This window comes from Spirosoma endophyticum, assembly GCF_900112365.1.
Lineage (GTDB): Bacteria > Bacteroidota > Bacteroidia > Cytophagales > Spirosomataceae > Spirosoma > Spirosoma endophyticum.
The window spans coordinates 207,693-228,118 of sequence record NZ_FOLQ01000010.1; the positions used below are offsets into that span (position 1 = coordinate 207,693).

At 48.6% G+C, this 20,426-nt stretch carries 23 protein-coding genes; 9 read left to right on the forward strand and 14 right to left on the reverse strand.

Annotated elements, in window-relative coordinates; all coding sequences use genetic code 11:
• The first annotated feature begins 178 nt into the window (after nt 1–178).
• On the forward strand, nt 179–3,253 hold the full coding sequence (polA, locus tag BM202_RS22955; RefSeq protein WP_093830511.1) for a DNA polymerase I: 3,075 nt from the start codon (nt 179–181) through the stop codon (nt 3,251–3,253).
• A gap of 245 nt (nt 3,254–3,498) precedes the next feature.
• Here polA and BM202_RS22960 read toward each other — a convergent pair whose 3' ends face one another.
• The 6 genes from BM202_RS22960 to BM202_RS22980 all read right to left on the reverse strand — a co-directional run bounded on the left by BM202_RS22960 (nt 3,499) and on the right by BM202_RS22980 (nt 7,314).
• Nucleotides 3,499–4,092, reverse strand: a complete 594-nt coding sequence (locus BM202_RS22960; RefSeq protein WP_093830513.1) for a c-type cytochrome — start codon at nt 4,090–4,092, stop codon at nt 3,499–3,501.
• A gap of 135 nt (nt 4,093–4,227) precedes the next feature.
• On the reverse strand, nt 4,228–5,070 hold the full coding sequence (locus BM202_RS22965; protein ID WP_093830515.1) for a helix-turn-helix transcriptional regulator: 843 nt from the start codon (nt 5,068–5,070) through the stop codon (nt 4,228–4,230).
• A 31-nt stretch (nt 5,071–5,101) separates the two neighbouring features.
• Nucleotides 5,102–5,773: a hemerythrin domain-containing protein gene (locus tag BM202_RS22970; RefSeq protein WP_093830517.1), complete on the reverse strand. Its 672-nt coding sequence runs from the start codon at nt 5,771–5,773 to the stop codon at nt 5,102–5,104.
• Complete coding sequence (locus BM202_RS37340) at nt 5,754–5,951, reverse strand: hypothetical protein (protein WP_177236656.1); 198 nt, start codon at nt 5,949–5,951, stop codon at nt 5,754–5,756. The genes BM202_RS22970 and BM202_RS37340 overlap by 20 nt, the downstream gene beginning before the upstream one ends.
• Nucleotides 5,952–5,990: 39 nt before the next feature.
• Nucleotides 5,991–6,728 (reverse strand): VOC family protein, encoded by a 738-nt coding sequence (locus BM202_RS22975; RefSeq protein WP_093830519.1) that lies wholly within the window; start codon nt 6,726–6,728, stop codon nt 5,991–5,993.
• Between the two features lie 187 nt (nt 6,729–6,915).
• A complete protein-coding gene (locus BM202_RS22980; RefSeq protein WP_093830521.1) occupies nt 6,916–7,314 on the reverse strand; it encodes a RidA family protein in 399 nt (132 codons plus the stop codon).
• A 195-nt stretch (nt 7,315–7,509) separates the two neighbouring features.
• Between BM202_RS22980 and BM202_RS22985 the strand changes: the two genes are divergently transcribed.
• From BM202_RS22985 to BM202_RS23010, 6 genes are all read left to right on the forward strand, one after another.
• Nucleotides 7,510–9,252, forward strand: coding sequence for a serine hydrolase (locus tag BM202_RS22985; protein WP_093830523.1), 1,743 nt, complete (start codon nt 7,510–7,512; stop codon nt 9,250–9,252).
• Between the two features lie 112 nt (nt 9,253–9,364).
• Nucleotides 9,365–9,715: a type II toxin-antitoxin system RelE/ParE family toxin gene (locus tag BM202_RS22990; protein ID WP_093830525.1), complete on the forward strand. Its 351-nt coding sequence runs from the start codon at nt 9,365–9,367 to the stop codon at nt 9,713–9,715.
• Nucleotides 9,696–10,001 (forward strand): helix-turn-helix domain-containing protein, encoded by a 306-nt coding sequence (locus BM202_RS22995; protein WP_093830527.1) that lies wholly within the window; start codon nt 9,696–9,698, stop codon nt 9,999–10,001. The genes BM202_RS22990 and BM202_RS22995 overlap by 20 nt, the downstream gene beginning before the upstream one ends.
• Before the next feature lie 286 nt (nt 10,002–10,287).
• Nucleotides 10,288–11,502 (forward strand): MFS transporter, encoded by a 1,215-nt coding sequence (locus BM202_RS23000; RefSeq protein WP_093830529.1) that lies wholly within the window; start codon nt 10,288–10,290, stop codon nt 11,500–11,502.
• Nucleotides 11,503–11,588: 86 nt separating this feature from the next.
• Complete coding sequence (locus tag BM202_RS23005; protein ID WP_093830531.1) at nt 11,589–12,560, forward strand: SPFH domain-containing protein; 972 nt, start codon at nt 11,589–11,591, stop codon at nt 12,558–12,560.
• A 119-nt stretch (nt 12,561–12,679) separates the two neighbouring features.
• Complete coding sequence (locus tag BM202_RS23010) at nt 12,680–13,408, forward strand: universal stress protein (RefSeq protein ID WP_093830533.1); 729 nt, start codon at nt 12,680–12,682, stop codon at nt 13,406–13,408.
• A 65-nt stretch (nt 13,409–13,473) separates the two neighbouring features.
• Here the strand turns inward: BM202_RS23010 and BM202_RS23015 are convergent, their stop codons facing one another.
• Genes BM202_RS23015 through BM202_RS23030 form a run of 4 tightly spaced genes read right to left on the reverse strand, consistent with a single transcriptional unit; the run spans nt 13,474 to nt 15,514 of the window.
• Complete coding sequence (locus tag BM202_RS23015) at nt 13,474–13,959, reverse strand: OsmC family protein (RefSeq protein ID WP_093830535.1); 486 nt, start codon at nt 13,957–13,959, stop codon at nt 13,474–13,476.
• Between the two features lie 12 nt (nt 13,960–13,971).
• Nucleotides 13,972–14,604, reverse strand: a complete 633-nt coding sequence (locus BM202_RS23020) for an FMN-binding negative transcriptional regulator (RefSeq protein WP_093830537.1) — start codon at nt 14,602–14,604, stop codon at nt 13,972–13,974.
• Nucleotides 14,605–14,632: 28 nt separating this feature from the next.
• Nucleotides 14,633–14,857 (reverse strand): hypothetical protein, encoded by a 225-nt coding sequence (locus BM202_RS23025; RefSeq protein WP_177236657.1) that lies wholly within the window; start codon nt 14,855–14,857, stop codon nt 14,633–14,635.
• Between the two features lie 24 nt (nt 14,858–14,881).
• A complete protein-coding gene (locus tag BM202_RS23030; RefSeq protein WP_093830539.1) occupies nt 14,882–15,514 on the reverse strand; it encodes a pyridoxamine 5'-phosphate oxidase family protein in 633 nt (210 codons plus the stop codon).
• A gap of 86 nt (nt 15,515–15,600) precedes the next feature.
• Between BM202_RS23030 and BM202_RS23035 the strand changes: the two genes are divergently transcribed.
• The gene (locus BM202_RS23035) at nt 15,601–17,091 is read left to right on the forward strand and encodes an aminotransferase-like domain-containing protein (RefSeq protein WP_093830541.1); all 1,491 of its coding nucleotides are present in this window, start codon (nt 15,601–15,603) and stop codon (nt 17,089–17,091) included.
• A 56-nt stretch (nt 17,092–17,147) separates the two neighbouring features.
• Here BM202_RS23035 and BM202_RS23040 read toward each other — a convergent pair whose 3' ends face one another.
• The 4 genes from BM202_RS23040 to BM202_RS23055 all read right to left on the reverse strand — a co-directional run bounded on the left by BM202_RS23040 (nt 17,148) and on the right by BM202_RS23055 (nt 19,776).
• Nucleotides 17,148–17,777, reverse strand: coding sequence for a Uma2 family endonuclease (locus BM202_RS23040; protein ID WP_245776749.1), 630 nt, complete (start codon nt 17,775–17,777; stop codon nt 17,148–17,150).
• A 61-nt stretch (nt 17,778–17,838) separates the two neighbouring features.
• On the reverse strand, nt 17,839–18,099 hold the full coding sequence (locus BM202_RS23045; RefSeq protein ID WP_093830543.1) for an Ada metal-binding domain-containing protein: 261 nt from the start codon (nt 18,097–18,099) through the stop codon (nt 17,839–17,841).
• Nucleotides 18,096–18,791 (reverse strand): 2OG-Fe(II) oxygenase, encoded by a 696-nt coding sequence (locus tag BM202_RS23050; protein ID WP_093830545.1) that lies wholly within the window; start codon nt 18,789–18,791, stop codon nt 18,096–18,098. The genes BM202_RS23045 and BM202_RS23050 overlap by 4 nt, the downstream gene beginning before the upstream one ends.
• A gap of 115 nt (nt 18,792–18,906) precedes the next feature.
• Entirely contained in the window at nt 18,907–19,776 is an 870-nt protein-coding gene (locus BM202_RS23055) for a bifunctional transcriptional activator/DNA repair enzyme AdaA (RefSeq protein WP_093830547.1), read from the reverse strand.
• Between the two features lie 193 nt (nt 19,777–19,969).
• Here BM202_RS23055 and BM202_RS23060 point away from each other — a divergent pair, with 193 nt between their 5' ends.
• On the forward strand, nt 19,970–20,404 hold the full coding sequence (locus BM202_RS23060) for a hypothetical protein (RefSeq protein ID WP_093830549.1): 435 nt from the start codon (nt 19,970–19,972) through the stop codon (nt 20,402–20,404).
• Nucleotides 20,405–20,426: the final 22 nt, after the last annotated feature.

The window sequence follows — 20,426 nt, forward strand, 5'->3', positions numbered from 1 at the left end:
TTTGGGTAGCTCTTTTTTTGCCCGATGCAAACCAGTCTGGCAGGAATCAAAAAGCGCCTATGCCTGTTCTATTAGTACGGGATTCCGCCCGTGCTACATAGTAATTTGTCGGCCCGAAAGCGCGTGATTGTCCGCAAGACTTTCGACCTTTGGCGCATTGACACGTGACCTATATCCAATGGCCAAACCACAGAAAAAACTCTTTTTGTTAGACGCGCTGGCGCTCATCTACCGCGCTCATTTCGCCTTCAGTAAAGCGCCCCGCATTTCGTCGCGCGGCACCAATACCTCCGCCGTTTTTGGCTTCATGAACGCTATGATTGAGGTGCTGACCAAGGAAAAGCCTACCCATATCGGCGTAGCGTTCGACTCGGCGAAGAAGACATTCCGGCACGAACAGTTCCCGATGTACAAGGCCAATCGGCAGTCGCAGCCGGAAGATATCAGTGTGGCGATGCCTTATATCAAACAGATTGTGGAGGCTATGCATATTCCCATCCTGATCCTGGACGGGTATGAGGCCGACGACATCATCGGAACCATTGCTAAGAAAGCGTCGCTGGCTGATTTTGAGGTCTATATGATGACGCCCGACAAGGATTACGGGCAACTGGTGGAAGAGCATATTCACATTTACAAGCCCGCGTTCATGGGAAAGCCCGCCGAAAAGCTGGGTGTGAACGAAGTGTTAGAACGCTGGCAAATCGAACGTATTGATCAGGTGACGGATATGCTCGGGTTGATGGGTGATTCGGTCGATAATATTCCGGGAATTCCGGGCATTGGCGAAAAAACAGCGCAGAAACTCATTGCTGACTTTGGATCGGTTGAAAATCTGATTGCCCGTGCTGAAGAGTTGAAGGGAAAGCTCAAAGAAAACGTCGTCAATTTCGCGCAGCAGGGCTTGCTCTCTAAACAGCTGGCTACTATTCATCTGGACGTGCCCGTGCCATTCGATGAGGAACATTTGCGCCATACCGAGTATGACAAACCCCGGCTGGCTGCCCTGTTGGATGAACTGGAGTTTCGCCAAATGAAAACCCGGTTGCTGGGTGGCGATTATGACGAAAAACCACTGCCTGATGCGTTTAAAACTCCAGGGTCGTCGCAAATGAATCTGTTCGATTCGCCCGGTGGTGATTCGCCCGCGTTTCTGCCTTTTTCGAACATGGGCTCTTCCAATCCATCCGGCGCGGACGACTTGCCCTTTGATTTTGGGTCCGGTACTACGTCGACGGCGGTACCCGTCGAGAAACCCAAAGGCAAACGGACGCCCGTAAAAGCGCCCATTGCATCGGCCTCAGAAGCTACGCCCAACGTAGTAAGCGAGACAGTCACGACCGATGATGCGGTTGGCGCTGACGTGACCGAAACCGATCAGCCGGCTTATCTGGATGTTTATCCCGACTACGAACTGGACGAAAACCAACCTGAACGACGCAAGACAATTTTATCGGTCAAACACGATTACCGACTGGTTGATACGTTCGAGTTGCGGGCTAGTCTGGTGCATTACCTAAGTCTTCAGGAAAGTATCTGTTTTGATTCAGAGACCACGGCCCTCGACCCGGTTGAAGCTGATTTAGTGGGCCTTTCGTTTGCTTACCGCACCGGTGAAGCGTACTACGTACCCGTACCCGCAGACCGAGACGAAGCCCAAGCCATTGTGGATCAGTTTAAACCTGTATTCGAAAATCCGTCGATTGGCAAGATTGGTCAGAATTTGAAGTACGATCTGCTGATGCTAAAAAAATACGGTGTGGAAGTGCAGGGCAAGCTATTCGATACGATGATTGCCCACTACCTGATTGAGCCCGAAATGCGCCATAATATGGACATGATGGCCATGACGTATCTGAATTATAGCCCGGTCGAAATTGAATCGCTGATTGGTAAAAAAGGCAAAGGCCAACTGACGATGCGTGATGTGGACATCCAGAAAGTAGTCGATTATGCGGCCGAGGATGCTGATATTACGCTCCAACTCAAAGAAACGTTTGCCCCTAGGCTTGAAAAAGATAACCTCCATAAACTATTCGATCAGGTTGAGATGCCGCTCGTCCAGGTGCTGACCGATCTGGAGCTGGAAGGTATAACGATTGACACCGCTGCCCTTGCCGAACTTTCGGCTACGCTTGATATTGATATGAAGCAGGTGCAGCAGGAGATTTTCAACATCGCGGGTGAGCCGTTCAATATTGGTTCGCCGAAGCAGTTGGGCGAAGTCCTGTTCGAAAAACTAAAGCTCGATAAGAACGCAAAAAAGACCAAAACAGGCCAGTATGCAACGGGGGAGGAGATTCTCTCCAAGCTCGAAGCTGAGCACGAAATTGCTCGTAAGATTCTGGACTACCGCGAGTTAATCAAGCTGAAGAATACCTACGTCGATGCATTGCCCTTGCTGATAAGTAAGCGTACCAACCGAATTCACACGTCCTTTAATCAGGCCGTAGCGGCTACGGGTCGCCTGTCATCTACCAATCCGAACCTGCAAAATATTCCGATCCGCACACCACGAGGTCAGGAAATTCGCAAGGCGTTTGTGCCACGCGGACCGGAGTTTCTGATTATGTCAGCTGACTATTCGCAGATCGAACTACGTATCATGGCGGCTTTCAGTGGCGACCAAACGATGCTTGAAGCCTTCAATAATGGGGTAGACATTCACACCCAAACGGCCAGTAAGGTGTTCCACGTACCGATCAGCGAGGTAACGGGTGATATGCGTCGGAAAGCAAAAACTATCAACTTTGGTATTATCTACGGCATTTCCTCGTTCGGGTTGTCGCAGCGGTTAAAGATTCCGCGTAAAGAAGCGTCTCAGATTATTGAGGAGTATTTTGCAGGGTTCCCAGCCGTGAAAGACTACATCGATCAATGTATCGAGAAAGCGCGGGGATTTGGCTATGCCGAAACGATTCTGGGTCGGCGTCGGTATCTGCGCGACATCAACTCCCGCAACCAGACCGACCGGATGTTTGCCGAACGTAACGCCGTTAATGCGCCCATTCAGGGTAGTGCCGCCGACATGCTCAAAATTGCCATGATTCGTATTCACGAGTTTATGCAGCGGGAGCGATTGAAGTCGAAAATGATCCTGACCGTCCACGATGAATTGGTGTTTGACGCGCACCGCGATGAGATTGAGTTGCTACGTGTGCATATTGACGACATCATGAAAAATGCAATTCCAATGGCCGTGAAAATGGAAACCGGCATTGGTGTTGGCGAAAACTGGTTGCTGGCGCATTAAATAGTGACGTTCATGGGTTCGGCCGGTCCGCCGGTGCGGTAGTCTCTGACTACGCCGTCGTGTTGTCCGGTCTCCGACCGGCCTGTTGTTCCAAAAGCCATTCTAGTAAAAACGGTTATTCCGGTCGGAGACCGGATAACGCTGCGACCTAGTCAGAGACTACGCCGAACATGCATCACTAAAAAGCCGTATCAAATTCAAATTTGATACGGCTTTTTAGTGATGCATGCCAATGAGTTAATGCATCAGGGAGCTGGTGGAATTGGCGCAGGCACTACGTTAGCTATCGGTTTAAGCGATTTCAGGTAGGTGAAAATAGCTTTCATATCGGCGTCGGCCAGCCCGACGTAATTTGGCCAGGGCATCGGCGGCAGCAGGTTGCGATTATTGATCAATCCTTTCGACTTGCCTTTCCGCATCGCCGTGTTAAATTGCTCGAATGACCAATTACCAATGCCCGTCGCGTCGGGCGTCAGGTTAGCGGCAAACGATACACCCCAGGGACCGATGGCTGCAGTATTCTGGCCATTAAACAGCACCCATTGGCCCGTTTTAACCACATTTTTGTCATAGGCCCCCAGCGGCTCGGCGCTATTGTAACCAGAGAGGAAGCGATCCATATCGGGTTCCGGCCCTTGTGGCGTCAGCTTCTTGGGGGCGTGGCAATCACCGCAACCCATGGTCATGACCAGGTACTGGCCCCGTTTAATGAGTTCGCCCTTGGCCGGGTCCTGATGAATTGAAGTCGTTCGTTTCACTGGCGTGGGCGTATCATGTCGGGGTGTAAAAGCGCACAGCAGGCCGATCGCGGCTGTAGCCGTCAGGTAAATCCATTTCATCTTGTTTGTTTTTGGTTTAGTGAAAAAAGGAAGGGTCGGTTGGCGTAATTAGAGACTACGCCAAACCCTGAATTTGCCTTAAACTAATAAAAATAAATTAGTCTTTAGTGTCTGGTTTTCAACGATTTATCAATACTAAGCCCTAGCGCTGAGTCGCTTTCTGTCGGGCCGTCGAAAATACTGTCCGCTATCCTGAAACACGAGGGTCGGCACATCATTAGAAAATTCTTTGAAGTCCCGGATAAAATGGGCCTGATCCGAATAGCCGAAGTTGTAGGATACATCCAGCCAGTTGGGTGTTGTTGTTTGCTCGAACGACTCATAAGCATTTCGGAAGCGAATGATGCGCTGGTATAACTTTGGCGTGGTGCCGTAATTGTCTTTGAAACTACGTTCCAATTGTCGCTTGCTGACGTACAGATGTTCACTCAGTGCTTCAATCGACAGATTTCCTTTTGCTTGTCGAATCAATCGAGTGGCTTCAAACAAATAATTTCGCTCGGTGCTGACATTCCGCAAGTGCATTAGCAGAAACGTTTCCACTACGTTGATCACGGCGTTTGTATCCGGTAAACTATGTACGTTGTCGATCAGGTGATTGATCTCCCGGCCGAAGAAAGTTTCCAGATCGGTAAACTGGTTGAATAGCGAAGCGATAGGCATCTTGAAGAGTTGAGGTATACTTTCCGGCTTGAGCCGGATGCCGAATTTGCGGCCTGTTCCCACGGCTTTCCAATGGACCGTACCCCGGTAAAGCCCCACAAAGAATGCCTGTGGTAGTTTCTGCCAAAGGTTGTCAAACAGGGCATAAGCCCGATTGTCGTCCAGGTGCAGGATCAATTCCAGGGCACCGAAGGGCAGGCAGCGCTGAATGGGTGACTCTGCGCTCGTGCTGGCTTCAAACTGATGGAGCCAGTAACATTCCACGTAAGGCTGTAAAGCTTGAGATGGCTTAAACTCCTGGTAGCTCGTGTTCATGGGTTGCCGATAGCCTTATTTCCTCTATGAGTTATGCAAGCGCTAAGGCCGCATGCACATTTGCCCGTCGATTGGTCGGTAATTCCTCGTTTGCCATTTGTAAAAAGGTCTCGAATACTTCTGCCGGAGCGCCCTGTCTCATGCCTGACAGCCACCCAATCACTTCTTTGTTATTAATGGACCGCATCATCCAGCGACTTTCGGCTAACAGCGTCTGGGGCGGAATGGCGTGCAGGATCTGGTCTTCCATCTGCCGGATTTCTTCGTCGGTGTAATGTTTCCAGAGGAGATACATCAGTACGTTCTCTTCCTTATTCATGTGGTAGAGGTTAAAGGCGATGAACTCACTAAAGGCAAAAGCGATACGTTGGCTGATGGCTTCCTGCTGGGCCGGTAAGTCAGCCGCTTTCCATTCCCGAATGTGATCGAAGAGCGTCTGCGTCAAGCGGTGGTCGATGTCGTGGTCTTTCTCCAGTTCGTCAATGAGTTGGGCATTGTGCTTGCGAATGTGAGGTAGAATAAACTGATCCTCATTGTCGGCATGTTCATCGAAATAAATAAGTATCTGCTCTAGCTGGTCAACAACGTCGAGGGCTTCTGGCTGAGAGAAATCGGTTTGTTGCAGACGGAGAGCGGTATTGTAGAGCATACCCCGCAAACCTTTGTGAATTTGATTAAACACGTTATAGCGTTGTTCCTGCATGATTTTTATAGTTTTGAAAGGAGGGTTTTGTAGGCTTTTGACTTAGTTTTTGTGCAGGCAACAGTTCGGTTCTCACCGGAATTGCACTGTCGGCTGACTGTTTGCTGGCGCACTGGTGTCGGCGGAGGCACAGGGCGCAACCGGCAGATGGTACGTGATGACTGATGGCTTTGTTCATGAGTTTGTTGGTTGAAAAAATACGTAGCATCCGGTTGGCTCAGTAAGCAAAATCCTTTATTCGACCGGGCATCTGTTGGTTGAGACCAGATCCGGGTTTTCCGATAGGCAACCGGTTCACTTCATATGAATACAGCTCCTGCACCTCCTCCTCAATCCCGTTCATGAATTGAATGCGGAAATAGTTGAGCCCCGCGGGGGTATTCGTGAACAACCAGGGACGGCCCGTCTCTGCCAGGATGAACAGCCCATTGTCATCCCCTAAGGCATTGAAATCCGGCTGGGGTATGGTTCTACTAAACTGTGCTACGTTGAAACGCCGTTGAAGTTGTTCCGCGGTGTAAAGTACATCCTCAGTTGCCAGACCAACCTCGCTAATGCCCTGAAACATATCACTTAAGGTCAGGTTGGGGTTGTCCAGATTCAGATCAGTACGTGCGATAAATTCAAGTATATTACCCGCAGGGTCGTAGAAATAGCAGGCTTTTGCCCGCCAGTTGGGAAAGTAAGCAATAGTTTGTTCGGGTGCCTGCGTCGCTAGGTAATCGAGATCATAGTAGTACATGAGTACGTCAAGTGAGCCGCGCGGTACGTTGATTGCCAGATGATACGGCGCCACTACCATTTCAACTTTCCGGAACGTCAGGCGGGTGTAGCCGACCAATACCGTCAGATGGGCAGACGAATGAGACAACATAGGCAATCCTAACCGGCGAACGTAGAACCGTTGTATGGTCTCAAGGTTATTACAGTAAAGTTCAAGATCGAGGATTTTCATAAAAGAGGTTGCCGTATCAGGCGATTTGAATCAGCTTTGCTTTGTTGTTTACCGTACCAAAACTGCCTGGACTTACTCCTGTAACCAACGTAAGTCTGCATGAACCGTCAAAAGCAACGCGTGAAGTGCTGATTAATAATGTGCTACCCGTCTTCCCTGCTCCGGAGTGGGTTGTATAGGACGGAATTTATTTAACTGCCGTCGCTTCGATTTCGACCATGAGTTCGGGAAATGCCAGCGCTTTTACTTCAATCAGTGTACTGGATGGCGTGCAGCCAGTGGGCTTCAGACGGCCAATGACCTGACCATAATTTGCAAAAAACTGCGCAATCGAGGTAGTGTAAAAATTGAGCCGTACTACGTTACCCAGGGTATAGCCAGCCTGCTTCAATAAGGTTTCCAGGTTATCGAAACTCAGGCTGATTTGCCCACCCATATCGTCCGTAACCGGGCGGCCTTCCGCATCCATGGCGGCTTGTCCAGCGCAGTAAAGGGTGTGCGTTGAGTGGTCGGTTTCTACCGCCTGGGCATAACCTAATTGATCCTGCCATTTCCAGGGATTGATAATCGTTTTGTTTGTGTTCATGACGATTGTTGTTAAAAAAGAGGTGATTGTTCTTGATTCCTACGCAAAAGTAGAGCGGGCTACAAGTCTGGTATTGAAGAAATGCGACATGGGTAAAAAATGACTAAAAAATGTAGACAGCGGAAAGGGCCATTCTGAAGGCCGCTGAAGGGTTTATGCTCTATCTTGCACATGATTTTTCTTACTCCCTCTTGTATGCTACCGCTAACTTCGTTCCGTCTTCTTAATGTTTTTATCTGTGTTTTTTGGTTAACAATAACTACTGGGTTTGCCCAAACGAAAGCCGAGAAAATTGATGCGCTTGTTCGTCAGTACGTAGCCAACCGACAGTTTAACGGAGCTATTTTAGTCGCCGACAAGGGAAAAGTGATTATCAAAAAAGGCTATGGCATGGCCAATATGGAATGGAACATTGCCAATACGTCGACCACAAAATTTCGGCTTGGGTCGGTGACGAAGCAGTTTACCGCCATGCTCATCATGCAATTGGTGGAACAGGGTAAACTGAAGTTAAATGGGAAAGTGACAACCTACTTGCCCGACTACCCGAAAGCAACCGGCGACAACATCACGATTCATCACCTGCTCACGCACACGTCGGGCATTCCTAACTATACCAATTTCCCCAAATTTTTCGAGACGACGGCCCGTAACCCGTATACGCCTGAAGTGTTTGTGAAAGAGTTTTCTAGCTTGCCCTTGGAATTTACCCCCGGTTCGACATTTTCATACAGTAACTCCGGTTATTTTCTGCTGGGTGTCATCATCGAAAAAGTGACGGGCAAATCCTATGCCGATGTATTGCAGGAGAATATTCTTACGCCCCTGGAACTGAAAGACACGGGCTATGACCTGTTCAGCCCGATTATTTCCAAGCGGGCAACAGGTTATGAAAAGCGGAGCAGCGGCTATGTGAATGCGCCTTATCTGGATATGTCGATTCCTTATGCGGCCGGGTCTATGTACTCAACCGTAGAGGATTTGAATCGCTGGAGTCAGGCTCTGTCTGGTGATAAACTCCTGTCAGATAGTTTGAAGACAATTATGTTTACCCCCTTTCTGAGCAATTATGCCTATGGTTGGGGCGTAGCGAAAACGAAGGTTGGGCAACTCAGGGACAGTTTGTTGGTGATCGAGCATGGCGGGGGAATCAACGGATTCAATACGTTAATTAGCCGGATGCCTGATGATAAACAGTTGGTCGTCCTGCTCAACAATACAGGCAGTGCTCCACTCGAAGCCATACGAAAGAACATTCTCAGCATTCTTCACGGTCAGGCGGTTGAGCCACCGAAGAAATCCATTGCCGATTTGCTTCGGAAATCAGTGTTGTCGGAATCCATTGAACAGTCGCGGCAAAAGTTCACTGTCTGGCGAGGTGGCAAAGCTTATAATCTGGACGAAAGCGAGATGAACAGCGTGGGCTATGAATTACTGCGCGACGGAAAAACGACCGAAGCCCTGACCGTATTCACGCTCAACGCCGAATCGTTTCCAGCTTCCTACAATGTCTACGATAGTCGGGGAGAGGCTTATATGAAAGCGGGCGATAAAGTAGCGGCCATCAAAGACTATAAAAAGTCGGTAGACATCAATCCACGGAATGCCAACGGGTTTGCCAAGTTGAAAGAGTTGGGTGAAAAGGTAGAAGCGCCTAAAGAACCCACGGTTTCGGTCGATGCTGCTACGTTGGATTCATACGTTGGTACCTATCAACTTGCTCCAACCTTTTCGATTGTGATCACAAAAGACGGGAGCAAACTTTTCGGGCAAGCCACGGGTCAACCTAAGTTTGAGCTGTTCGCCGAGTCGAAAACCAAGTTTTACCTTAAAGTTGTCGATGCGCAGATAACGTTTACGAGCAATGCCAAAGGCGACGTGGAGCAACTGATTCTTCACCAAAACGGGAAAGACATGCCAGGAAAACGGGTTCATTGATGGCCTGGTAGGACTTGGAGTTATGTTTTATTAAATGACAATCGTCAAAAGATAATATTTTTGCTTGAATTAGAAAGTTTCACTTTAGGGCAACTTCTATTATCTTTGCTACGTGAAGGGGAATCATAAATACCGTACTGTTATTTTTTACAAGGACTATTTCCAAGAGTTTTTTGTAGAGCAGAAAGACAAAGTGAAAGATAAAATTATCTGGACTTTCGAATTGATTGAGCAACTTCAACGGGTTCCTGAAACGTACTTAAAACACATTGAGAATACAGAAGGTCTTTTTGAAATTAGAGTGCAGGTAGGCAGTAATATTTTTCGAATTTTCTGTTTTTTCGATCAAGGTCAATTGGTGGTTTTAGCCAATGGGTTTCAAAAGAAAACACAAAAGACACCGAAACAAGAAATTGAAAAGGCACTAAGAATAAAGGAAGAATATGAAAACGAAAAAGAGTGATATAATGACACTTGACCAATTCAAGGATAAACATTACGGCAAGCGCGGAACAGCAAAGCGTGATGAACTTGAGGCAGGCTACAAAAACTTTAAAATTGGTGCTCTAATTCACGAAGCCCGACTTGAGAAAGGGTTGACCCAAAAAGAACTGGCTGAGAAAATCGGTACGTCAAAATCCTATATTTCAAAAATTGAGAATAATATTAAAGAAGTACGAATTTCGACACTTCAAAAAATTGTCGAACTTGGTTTTGAAGGAACATTACACCTATCAATAAAACTTTGATAATGAAAGCAAAGTCATAGACTCCAATTCATGGGCAATGCCAAAAGCGAAATAGAGTGACTGATTCTTCACTTGCCCCTTAGCGTTTATTATTTCACTACGTTATCCTACGCCAGCTCTCACCCTTAATTGCACCGGCGAACTAATAAATTAGAACATTCTTAGAGTGAGGAACAATTTTGCACTTTTTTTATTTGCCTGATAGAATACCCACTGTTTTAAGGGGATTCGTGTGAGTTTTCCAAGTTGGCCAAACTCGCGAGCTGTCAGAAAATAGTACGCTGCAATGAAAAAAAGTTTGTTACCTCTCGCAATGGGCGGCTTCGGCATCGGAATGACCGAGTTCGTCATCATGGGCGTTCTGCCTGATATTGCCAATACACTACACATCTCGATTCCGGTCGCCGGTCACCTGATTTCCTCCTACGCGCTTGGCGTGGTATTAGGCGCTCCATTGCTGGTCGGCATTGCCGGAAACTATCCGCCCAAGAAAATTCTGCTGGGCCTGATGGCCATTTTTACAGTCTTCAATGCGCTGTCGGCTTTTGCACCTACTTACGAAATCATGATGTTTACCCGGTTGCTATCGGGCTTGCCGCATGGTGCTTTTTTTGGTGTAGGTGCCGTAGTGGCCAGTCGATTAGCGGGTAAAGGCAAAGAGGCTCAGGCCATTTCTATGATGTTTGCCGGGCTTACAGTAGCCAATATTATCGGTGTACCACTGGGGACCTACATAGGCCATACCATGAGCTGGCGGATCACGTTTGTAATCATTGGCGCTGTTGGTCTGGTTACCCTATTTTGTATTCATAAACTGCTGCCCGTGATGCCAGTCGTGGGTGAATCCAACCTCCGCAAAGACCTGAAACTCTTTACACGGGTAGAGCCCTGGCTGATTCTGGGCATTACGGCCATTGGTACAGGCGGGTTGTTTGCCTGGTTCAGCTATATCGCTCCGTTGTTAACTGAAGTGGCTCATTTTAGCAGTGATCAGCTAATGTGGATTCTAGTGCTGGCAGGTTTGGGCATGGCGACCGGGAATCTGATTTCCGGACGTATCGCCGACCTTATTTCGCCCATTAAGGCCACGGCTCTATTTTTGGCCCTGATGTCCATTTCGCTGGTGGCTGTCTATTTTGTCGCTCCGTTCAAAATACCGCTGCTGGTTATGACTTTCATCACGGGCGCCATCGCTTTCTCACTGGGAGCGCCCATCCAAATCCTGATGATTCGGGCTGCGAATGGGTCCGAAATGCTGGCGTCGTCGGTGAGTCAGGCTGGCTTTAACATTGGTAATGCATTGGGTGCTTTTCTGGGTGGACTGCCCATTGCCGCCGGTCTGGGCTATGCGTCGCCTGAATGGGTGGGGGCTATACTGGCGTTCAGCGGTTTCATGCTGGCTGTGGTCGTGTATTTCAGGCAGAAGAATGCCACCGTCAACGTTACTCAGGATGTGGCTAACGAAGAGGTCGTTGGCTATGAGTTAGCGTCTGGACACTAAGCTAATCAGACAAAAAATTAATCGTCATATTAATGGATTCCGTACCTTACACGGAATCCATTTTTTGTCTTAACTACCTTACCTGCATGAGTTTTCTGGCTATATTTTTTTTGCTGGCGGTTATTATTGTCTACCTCTCCGTCGTTATTGTGCAACAGGGCACAGTGGCCGTTATTACCATTTTTGGGAAATATGCCCGCGTCATGACGCCGGGCTTAAACTTTAAAATCCCGTTTATTGAGTTCATTTACCGGCGCATCTCGATTCAGAATCGCTCCGTTGAGCTGGCGTTTCAGGCCATTACAGCCGACCAGGCTAACGTTAATTTCAAAGCCATGCTGGTCTATTCGGTGCTGAATCAGGGGGAAGAAACAATCAAGAACGTAGCGTTCAAATTCATCGACGAAGCGTCGTTTATGCAGGCACTGATACGTACCATCGAAGGCTCGATCCGTAGTTTTGTGGCGACCAAGCGGCAGTCCGAAATTCTGGCGCTACGTTCCGAAATCATTGAGCACGTAAAATCTCAACTCGATGTCCTGCTCGAAACCTGGGGCTACCACCTCACCGATCTGCAACTGAACGATATTGCGTTCGATGAAGTCATTATGCGTTCCATGGCGCAGGTTGTAGCCTCATCGAACCTGAAAGCGGCTGCCGAAAACGAAGGGCAGGCGCTGTTAATTACGAAAACCAAAGCCGCTGAAGCCGAAGGGAATGCCATTCAGATTTCGGCCGAAGCGGAGAAAAAAGCATCACAATTGCGCGGTCAGGGCGTGGCATTGTTTCGGGAGGAAGTCGCCAAAGGGATGGCCGAATCAGCCAAAGTAATGACCGAAGCCAAACTGGATGCCTCGCTGATTCTGTTCTCGATCTGGACCGAAGCCATCAAACATTTTGCTGAAAACGGAAAAGGAAATGTCATTTTTCTGGATGGCTCAACCGAGGGAATGGAGAAAACCATGAAGCAGATGCTGGCCGTTGAAACCATGAATACGGGGGCTGGTGCTGGTTCGAGCAGTATCATTACGCCCCCGCCAGCCCCAGGGAAGCGGTAAACATAGTGGTCGGTAAACGGTTTATAGTTTACGGTTTTTGGTAGCTGACCGACGTCAACAATCATGCATTTATGACTTTTTGACCGTATACTACAGACCGAAAACCTTATTCACTACGTATGACAAACCTACTTTTCCCCACAGACTTCTCGACCAGTAACGCTGCTGCTCTGGATTGGGTACGACTTTTTGCCCGAAAAACCGGTGCAACCGTTACGTTATTACACGTGTATATGCCTATGATCCCCGACACGACCTTTCCATCTGTGGGCGATACAGGACTGGGCATAATGGCGTCACAGGAAATTGAAGACATTAGTCGCCAGCGATTGAGCGCACTGGCCAGCGAATTGCAGTCGGAAGGCCTGTCCGCCCGCGTTGACTGGCGTATTGGCTCCGTAGAAGATAGTATTTTAGACGCAGCTAAAGATCACTTAGCCGACCTGATCGTAATGGGACGTAGTGATCTGAGCACCTTCTTTGACCGATTGGCGGGTACGTCTGTCACTGAAGTCGCCGATGAAGCGCGCTGCCCGGTATTGATTGTGCCAACCACACCCGAAGGACACGCCATTCGACCGGCGCAGGTACATACGATTGCCTATGCGATGCAGCCCCAGACCACAAATGCGCAGGTAACCTTTCAGACTGAATCGATCGTAGAGGCTTTTGACGCGAAGCTCGTTATATTGACTGAGGATCAGATGGATACAACGCATGCTGACCTGATTGTGATGCAACTGTACCCACAATCAGGCTTCCTGGATAAATTATTTCACCCGAATCACACGGCTGGCTTAGTCGAAAAGTCAGATGTGCCGGTGTTGATTTATCACGAAAAAGAATAAGACGAACAGCTGAGGCCTTATAGCCGGGCCGCCGGAACGGTTTCAAAACTGCTCTGGCGGCCCGGCTATAAGGCCTTTATGTCAACTGCATGACAAGACGGTTTATGGTGAACCGGAAAATTGCAGGAGTTAGCAATAAAGCACAGTGTGTTAGCCTGCTGGTGTAATGCATTGGCTTTCTCCACCATCGATGGCTCCGCGACAATAACAACCGGATACAGTGTAACCTCACTAAAGTGCCCGCCACCATCTAGTGTCTCAACCATTGTGCCCGTAGCTGTATCGGTATAGTCAAGAACGACAACGCCCGCTACAGCACACAAATGCAAATACGATAGCATGTGGCAGCTTGACAGTGAGGCAACCAGCAACTCCTCCGGATTATACCTGGTCTTGTCACCCCGAAACGATGGGTCCGATGAGGCCAGAATCTCTGGCTTATTTTCGGCTGAGATCGTATGGCTACGTTCATAGGAGCGATAACTATTCGTTCCCGTTCCGGTGTTGCCCGTCCAACGGGTTGTTAATGCGTACTGGTGTTCTCTGGCCATACTGTATGCTGGTTATTTGTCAATGTCTGATCGTCGGGCTTCCATTTCGTTAGCCGTCGCATCCGCGTTTTCATTTCCTTGCTGACGTAGTTCGGAGATGATGTTTCTGTAATTTTTGTCATCGCGATTTTGACTCAGTTTGGCAGTCCCCTGTAGGCTGTCAATGGTCATTGTAAACGCAACAACACCCCGCATTTCCTTTCGCACGTATCCCTCGGTCATGCTGTCGACAGACACAGGACATTTTGAATGGACTTCATATTTATCTACTTGCTGGCGCAACAAGTCCAGCGTTTCGTCCTCGGTCAATATACGCGTTCGGCCCGTAATTTGCACCGACAGATAATTCCAGGTGGGTACGTTAACGTGATCATACCAGGAGGAAGAAATGTAGCTATGAGCGCCCGAAAATACGGCCAGTGCCGGTGTGTCATGACCCAGCAATTTCCATTGTGAGTTGGCTTTGGCCAAGTGCCCGGTCAACTGAAACTGCCCGTCGGCGCTGGGTAGGAGTTCGATAGGCAAGTGTGTCGCAACCGGAACGCCATCGTCGCCAGTCGTAATCAGCAACGCAAATGAGTGATCCCGCACGAACTGAAACAACGTATCGCGGTCGGTTTCCTGAAAGATTTTGGGTGTGTACATGGTAGGAGCGTGAATGGTTAATTATCAATTAGTTTCCTTTGTCAACCGCCATCCGTACGGTCAGGCTGGTCAGAATGCCCGCCATAACCCATTTTTGTGGCTGGATGTAGGCCGATCGGGTCTGAAACCAATGTGCCATTCGAGCCTCGGATAAAACAATAAACAGGTTCACCGTGGCACTTGACAGGATCAGTTGAGCGTTGGTCAGGAATCCCATCTGAAACAGCTGCCGATTTGAATCGAGCGTGTTCAACTCAAATTTCGGTATACAATAGTTCTACAAGTCTCCTGATAAATAATCGGGCAGTGGTGTTTCCATGCTATTTTCTGCCGAAACTGGCGCCAGGCGGACGGTTTGCAGTGGAATCACGCCCGCCCAGGTAGGCAGGTCTTCATCTTCAGGATCATCATTTGGGCCACCCATGCGCACTTTGGCCGAGGCTTCAGCCAGCGAAAATGCCAGCACGGTTGTTCTGCGCATTTCGCTGTCGGTCGTTGGACGAAGGTCGTCCCAGCGGCCCGGAATCAGGTGGTCTGTAATCAGCGCCAGTGCTTCCATGCGCTCCGCTTCATCCATCACTTTTTCGGCCTGGGCGAAGATAACCACCGACCGGTAATTAACCGAGTGATGGAAGGCCGATTTCGCCAAAACAAGACCATCGGCCAGCATAACCGAAATGCAGGCCGTGCCACCCTGCTCGATGGTACGAATAAAATGACTCCCTACCGAGCCGTGAATGTAAAGTTTATCACCCTTTCGGGCGAAGGCCGTTGGAATCGCCATTGGTTGTCCTTCAAGGACGTAGCTGACGGTGCAGAAGAGGGCTTCGTCCAGAATAGGATGGATCGTTTCGGCGTCGTAATGAGCACGTTTGGCTGAACGACTGGGCGTTGTGCGGGCAGTTTGCATGGATTTACTTGCTTTTTGTACGTCAAATGTCTTGCTTTAGTGGTCTATGTAAATCGTCCAGTTTTAATAATTCACCTAGTCCGGTTATGGTCCCGTTTAAGTCATTGATCCAGCTTGATAAAGCGTCCAATACGCCCATCTTCGTTCAGTTGAGTAATCAACTCGGTCAATTTATACGTACTGGGTTATTGACGCCGGGGCAGCGATTACCCGGTACGCGTCAACTGGCTGAGCTGCTCGATTTAAATCGACAGACTGTTGTAGCGGCCTACGACGAAGGGTTAGCACAAGGCTTGCTCGAAAGCCGGACAGGCAGTGGTACGTATGTAGCAACGCACTTTCCTGAAATTCGCCCGCAACGGTTGGACATTGAAGCACGCGACCCGGCAATAGGTATGCCGTCTGCCGAACATTCGCCCGGTAACCAACCCGGCTATCCATTTGACTCACTCGATTTTCTGGTTCGACCTGTATTGACGCAATCCGTTGGTTTACATTTAGATGATGGTTTTCCCGATGTTCGACTGGCACCGATGGAGGAATTGAGCCGGGCCTATCGTTCCTATTTTCGCTGGGGCAATCCGCAGCAGCACTTCGGTTACGGCGACACAAAAGGCCATTTGCTGCTACGGGAACAGCTTTCAATACATCTGAACGAAACGCGTGGTCTGCAAACAACACCCAATAACATACTCATTACGAGGGGTAGTATAATGGGTCTTCACCTGGTTAGTCAGGTTTTACTACGTCCGGGCGATATAGTGGTGACGGGGGAGACAAACTGGGCGGGAGCCGGGATGAATATTCGAAAAACAGGTGCAACCTTACTCACCGTCCCGGTTGATCAACACGGCATGAATGTCGATGCGCTTACTGTCCTTTGCAAGAATCAGCGGGTCAGGATGGTGTTTGTAACGCCCCATCACCATTATCCAACGACCGTAACCCTACGGGCGGATCGACGTGTTCAGTTGCTTCAACTGGCTGAACAATATGGATTCGCCATTCTGGAAGATGACTACGATTATGATTTTCACTACCTGAGCCGCCCGATTCTGCCGCTGGCCAGCGCCGACCGTCAGGGTATGGTTGTGTATGTCGGGTCATTAACGAAATCGGTCGCCCCCGCTTTCCGAATTGGCTATGTCGTGGCTCCCACGGCGCTCATCGATGAACTGGCCCGTCTTCGACGCATCATTGATCGGCAGGGCGATCCGATGCTCGAATTTTCTATTGGTCAGTTACTTAAAACCGGCGATCTGAAACGACACTTTCGCAAGGCACTACGTACCTATCACGCTCGTCGCGACCGATTCTGCGAATTGCTGACAACAGAATTATCGGATACTATACACTTTACAAAGCCCGATGGTGGTATGGCCGTTTGGGCTTCGTTCGATCCCGCGATTGATATGGATGCACTGGCACAGCGAGCAGCCAGCAAAGGGCTATTTCTGTCGAGTGGGGTAGGGCATAATCCGCCCGGTCAGCGGCTCAACGGAACGCGACTGGGTTTCGCATCGAGTACAGAAGAGGAACTGGAAAAGAGTGTGATAGTACTGAAAAGCGTTATTTGATAGTATCACGAACTTCAATTAGCTCTAAAAATGGACTTTAGCCCGTGATCCCTTACTTAATATTCAATTTCTTCGTCGTCGAGCAATTGCTTGATATTCAGAATGCAACCACCCATTATGGTAATATTCTCCGACCAGTTCACTACGTACCAGGTTGGATCATTGCGGTCAATAACATAGACTTTCTGAGCGGCTGTAATGACCCAAATCACTTTTTCTACGCCGAAGTCGATCAGTTTCTGAGATTTCTGAATAAGGTAACCGTCCAGTTGGCCTTCAAAGTCAGATACGTCCGCTTTAATATCGACTTCGATTACGATTTTAGGCGGTACGTCGAAATATTTCCCCTTGAGTTTGCCTACTTTTTCTTTTTCAAAGATGACTAGATCATTGCCCAAATTATCATTCTGTGCTAAGTGAAGGCCTGATTCGTTTGAGCTGATCAAATACTTTTTTCGGTTGATTGTGTTGCCAATATATAAACCTAATAAATAAACCAGAACTCCCTGTAAATCAGAACATGATATAACTTCTTCGATGGTCTTTTTTCCTGCCAGCACATCCTGATAGCCTCGATAATAAACCGGTTTACCCTGCCATGTTTCATAGACAAGAGCAGGTGGAATGTTGCGGGCAGAAATACGACCAGTCCGCTGGCGTGGTTTTTTCTCAGCAACTATATTCATAACGGCATTTAATTTAATTCTTAACAAGATTAACGAAAAAGAGGCAGACTGGCAAGCCGAGTTAAAACCTTCCCCGCCATACTTTATACGCCTTCGGCATACATACCGCGCAGGGGCGATACCCTTGCGCAATAGCCTCCGTTTCATCCCGAAAAAAGACCCGATTTTCGGAATTCATACGCTTGCCCGCCCGGCAATTGAGCTGCCCATAGATTTTGCTGGGACGGTGACCACCTAGCGTAATGGCTCTACTTTTCACCAACGTAACGAGTATTCGCAGTTGACCATAGCGCGTTGGGCCTAAATCGAGGTGACGAATCATGCCGCATCATGAAAAATCAGGCCGAGGTTTACCCGAGTGCCATGTTTGACTTCACTAACGCCATGTCGCATGGTCACGCGATAATACCCCCGGCTTCCTTTTACGGGCCGAAACTTGGTCGTAAAAATCAGAATCTGGCCTTGTTCCGGTCGCAAGACAATCGGTTTTGACTGCATACGAGGACGCTGTTCAAGTAGTACAAACTCGCCACCAATATAGTCCTGATCCGGTTGATTTAGAAACAGAACTGCCTGAAATGGGAAGTACAGCTCACCATACATATCCTGATGCATCGCGTTCCAGTCACCGGCGCCATATTTCAGGATCAGGGGTGTTGGACGAGTTTGCCCGGCTGTATGACAGGTCGCTAACCATTCGTTCAGCTCATTCGGGTAACGTAATGATATCCCTAATTTTTCGTTCCAGTCGTTGGCAACAGACGCGATATTCGTAAATAATTCATGGCGAAGCGCATCGACAACGGGCGGCAGCGGATAATTAAAATACTTGTATTCACCACTGCCATATCCATGATTTTGCATCACAATGGCCTTCCGGTACAGGCTCGCTTCATCGAATAGATTGGCCACTTCCTGGCATTCACTGCTGGATAGGAGGGACGGTAATAAAGCGAAACCCGTTTCTGAGAGGGTATTTTGGTACGTCGGCCAGTCGAGAGTGAGTTGTTTCATAGTGATTAAATGTCATAACACAGGGATCACAGAGGAATCACGGAGATACACAGAGTTTTTTGATAAATTTCTTTACGTATCTCCGTATTTTCTCTCTGTGATCTCTGTGTTTAAGCTACTTTTCAACGCGGGCGGCTTCCCAGCCTAACATGGCTTGCTTACGCTCGACTCCCCACCGATACCCGCCAAACAGACCGGTTTTTTTAATGACCCGGTGGCAGGGAATCAGATAGCCAACGGGGTTGCTACCGATAGCCGTTCCAACGGCACGCGAAGCCGTAGGTTGTCCAATAGCTTCAGCAATCTGATCGTAGCTAGCCAGTTGCCCTTCAGGGATTTTTAACAGCGCTTCCCACACTTTGAGCTGAAAGGCCGACCCGCGTAGTAGAATCGGTAGTTGCTGGGCCGGTTTGGTGTTTAACGCTACGTTGGTTGCCGGAAAAATCTGATTGGCCAGCGATTGCACGGAAGCTGGTTCATACCGTAGCGCGACTTCGGGCCAGGCGGTTTTTACAATCATTTCGGGTTCGTCGCCATCGCTCAGGAAGTGCAGCAGCGCAATTTTATCGGCAACGGACGTAGCATTGATAGCTCCCAGCACATAGGGACCGAATGGACTGTCGAATAGGCCATACGAAAGCGTAAGCCCGGAACCTAACTGCTTAAACTGGCCAGGTGTTACGCCCTCAATGCTCACGAACAGATCGTGTAATCGACCCGTGCCGGAAAGTCCGGCATCATGGGCTGCGTCGGTCAGGGGAGCGCCGGTACGTAGTCGGGTTTTGGCATGTTCGAGCGTCAGGTACTGCCCAAACTTTTTGGGGCTAACACCCGCCCATTCTGTGAATAACCGCTGAAAATGAAACTCACTTAGGTTTGCTTTCTCAGCCAGTTCGCTCAGAGAGGGTTGATCCCGGAAATTGGTCGTTAAGTGCTCAATGGCCTGGGCAATTTGCTGATAGGTGTATGTGCTGTTGGTGTTCATGGTATTCGTGTTGTTTGACCTATACAAATGTCGCCAGAACCCCAGCCCTTACAAACCCGATTCTTGCGGAGTTTGGACTTGATAACAGAGCCGCCAGAAAGTGGTACTATTGCTTTCCTGTAACTTCTTGGTAGGTTGCAGGGGTAAATTTAACGGGTTAGAACCCTGTTCGACTACTGTCAGGAAACACATAATGGAATTATCAACAATACGTCAACTTGACCAATGGATGACCGAAAATTGCTATAACGATACGTATGCCGTTGGAAGCCGAAGTATTCACGAAGGGTATGGTCTCAGCCAGTCAGGTAGCCAATACGTTTGGTATTACACAGAACGTGGTGAATGCCAGAATCTACACTATTTTCTAACAGAACAGGAAGCCGTTGACTTTGCTTTCAAAACAATAACGGCCGACAAATTCGCCAACCGGCATCTCGTCGGTTTCATAAAAGATAAGGCATCAGAAACGGAATTAGTAGCTGAACTTGACAAAAGAAACGTAGTGTTTTGGAAAGATGACATTCCTTACGGCGGACTTACTGACAGAAGAACCAGAATCTTTGTGTTCGGATGCGATGTTGAAAGGGTTTTAGATTTGCAAACGAAGTATGACATTCGATCATAAGCGCAGCTGACATACTGAATCC

Excerpts from the sequence above, each read along its gene's own strand:
- polA (WP_093830511.1), top strand. The coding sequence starts at position 179 with ATGGCCAAACCACAGAAAAAACTCTTTTTGTTAGACGCGCTGGCGCTC.
- BM202_RS22960 (WP_093830513.1), bottom strand. The coding sequence starts at position 4,092 with ATGAAATGGATTTACCTGACGGCTACAGCCGCGATCGGCCTGCTGTGC.
- BM202_RS22965 (WP_093830515.1), bottom strand. The coding sequence starts at position 5,070 with ATGAACACGAGCTACCAGGAGTTTAAGCCATCTCAAGCTTTACAGCCT.
- BM202_RS22970 (WP_093830517.1), bottom strand. The coding sequence starts at position 5,773 with ATGCAGGAACAACGCTATAACGTGTTTAATCAAATTCACAAAGGTTTG.
- BM202_RS37340 (WP_177236656.1), bottom strand. The coding sequence starts at position 5,951 with ATGAACAAAGCCATCAGTCATCACGTACCATCTGCCGGTTGCGCCCTG.
- BM202_RS22975 (WP_093830519.1), bottom strand. The coding sequence starts at position 6,728 with ATGAAAATCCTCGATCTTGAACTTTACTGTAATAACCTTGAGACCATA.
- BM202_RS22980 (WP_093830521.1), bottom strand. The coding sequence starts at position 7,314 with ATGAACACAAACAAAACGATTATCAATCCCTGGAAATGGCAGGATCAA.
- BM202_RS22985 (WP_093830523.1), top strand. The coding sequence starts at position 7,510 with ATGCTACCGCTAACTTCGTTCCGTCTTCTTAATGTTTTTATCTGTGTT.
- BM202_RS22995 (WP_093830527.1), top strand. The coding sequence starts at position 9,696 with ATGAAAACGAAAAAGAGTGATATAATGACACTTGACCAATTCAAGGAT.
- BM202_RS23000 (WP_093830529.1), top strand. The coding sequence starts at position 10,288 with ATGAAAAAAAGTTTGTTACCTCTCGCAATGGGCGGCTTCGGCATCGGA.
- BM202_RS23005 (WP_093830531.1), top strand. The coding sequence starts at position 11,589 with ATGAGTTTTCTGGCTATATTTTTTTTGCTGGCGGTTATTATTGTCTAC.
- BM202_RS23010 (WP_093830533.1), top strand. The coding sequence starts at position 12,680 with ATGACAAACCTACTTTTCCCCACAGACTTCTCGACCAGTAACGCTGCT.
- BM202_RS23015 (WP_093830535.1), bottom strand. The coding sequence starts at position 13,959 with ATGGCCAGAGAACACCAGTACGCATTAACAACCCGTTGGACGGGCAAC.
- BM202_RS23020 (WP_093830537.1), bottom strand. The coding sequence starts at position 14,604 with ATGTACACACCCAAAATCTTTCAGGAAACCGACCGCGATACGTTGTTT.
- BM202_RS23030 (WP_093830539.1), bottom strand. The coding sequence starts at position 15,514 with ATGCAAACTGCCCGCACAACGCCCAGTCGTTCAGCCAAACGTGCTCAT.
- BM202_RS23035 (WP_093830541.1), top strand. The coding sequence starts at position 15,601 with ATGGTCCCGTTTAAGTCATTGATCCAGCTTGATAAAGCGTCCAATACG.
- BM202_RS23040 (WP_245776749.1), bottom strand. The coding sequence starts at position 17,777 with ATGAATATAGTTGCTGAGAAAAAACCACGCCAGCGGACTGGTCGTATT.
- BM202_RS23045 (WP_093830543.1), bottom strand. The coding sequence starts at position 18,099 with ATGATTCGTCACCTCGATTTAGGCCCAACGCGCTATGGTCAACTGCGA.
- BM202_RS23050 (WP_093830545.1), bottom strand. The coding sequence starts at position 18,791 with ATGAAACAACTCACTCTCGACTGGCCGACGTACCAAAATACCCTCTCA.
- BM202_RS23055 (WP_093830547.1), bottom strand. The coding sequence starts at position 19,776 with ATGAACACCAACAGCACATACACCTATCAGCAAATTGCCCAGGCCATT.
- BM202_RS23060 (WP_093830549.1), top strand. The coding sequence starts at position 19,970 with ATGGAATTATCAACAATACGTCAACTTGACCAATGGATGACCGAAAAT.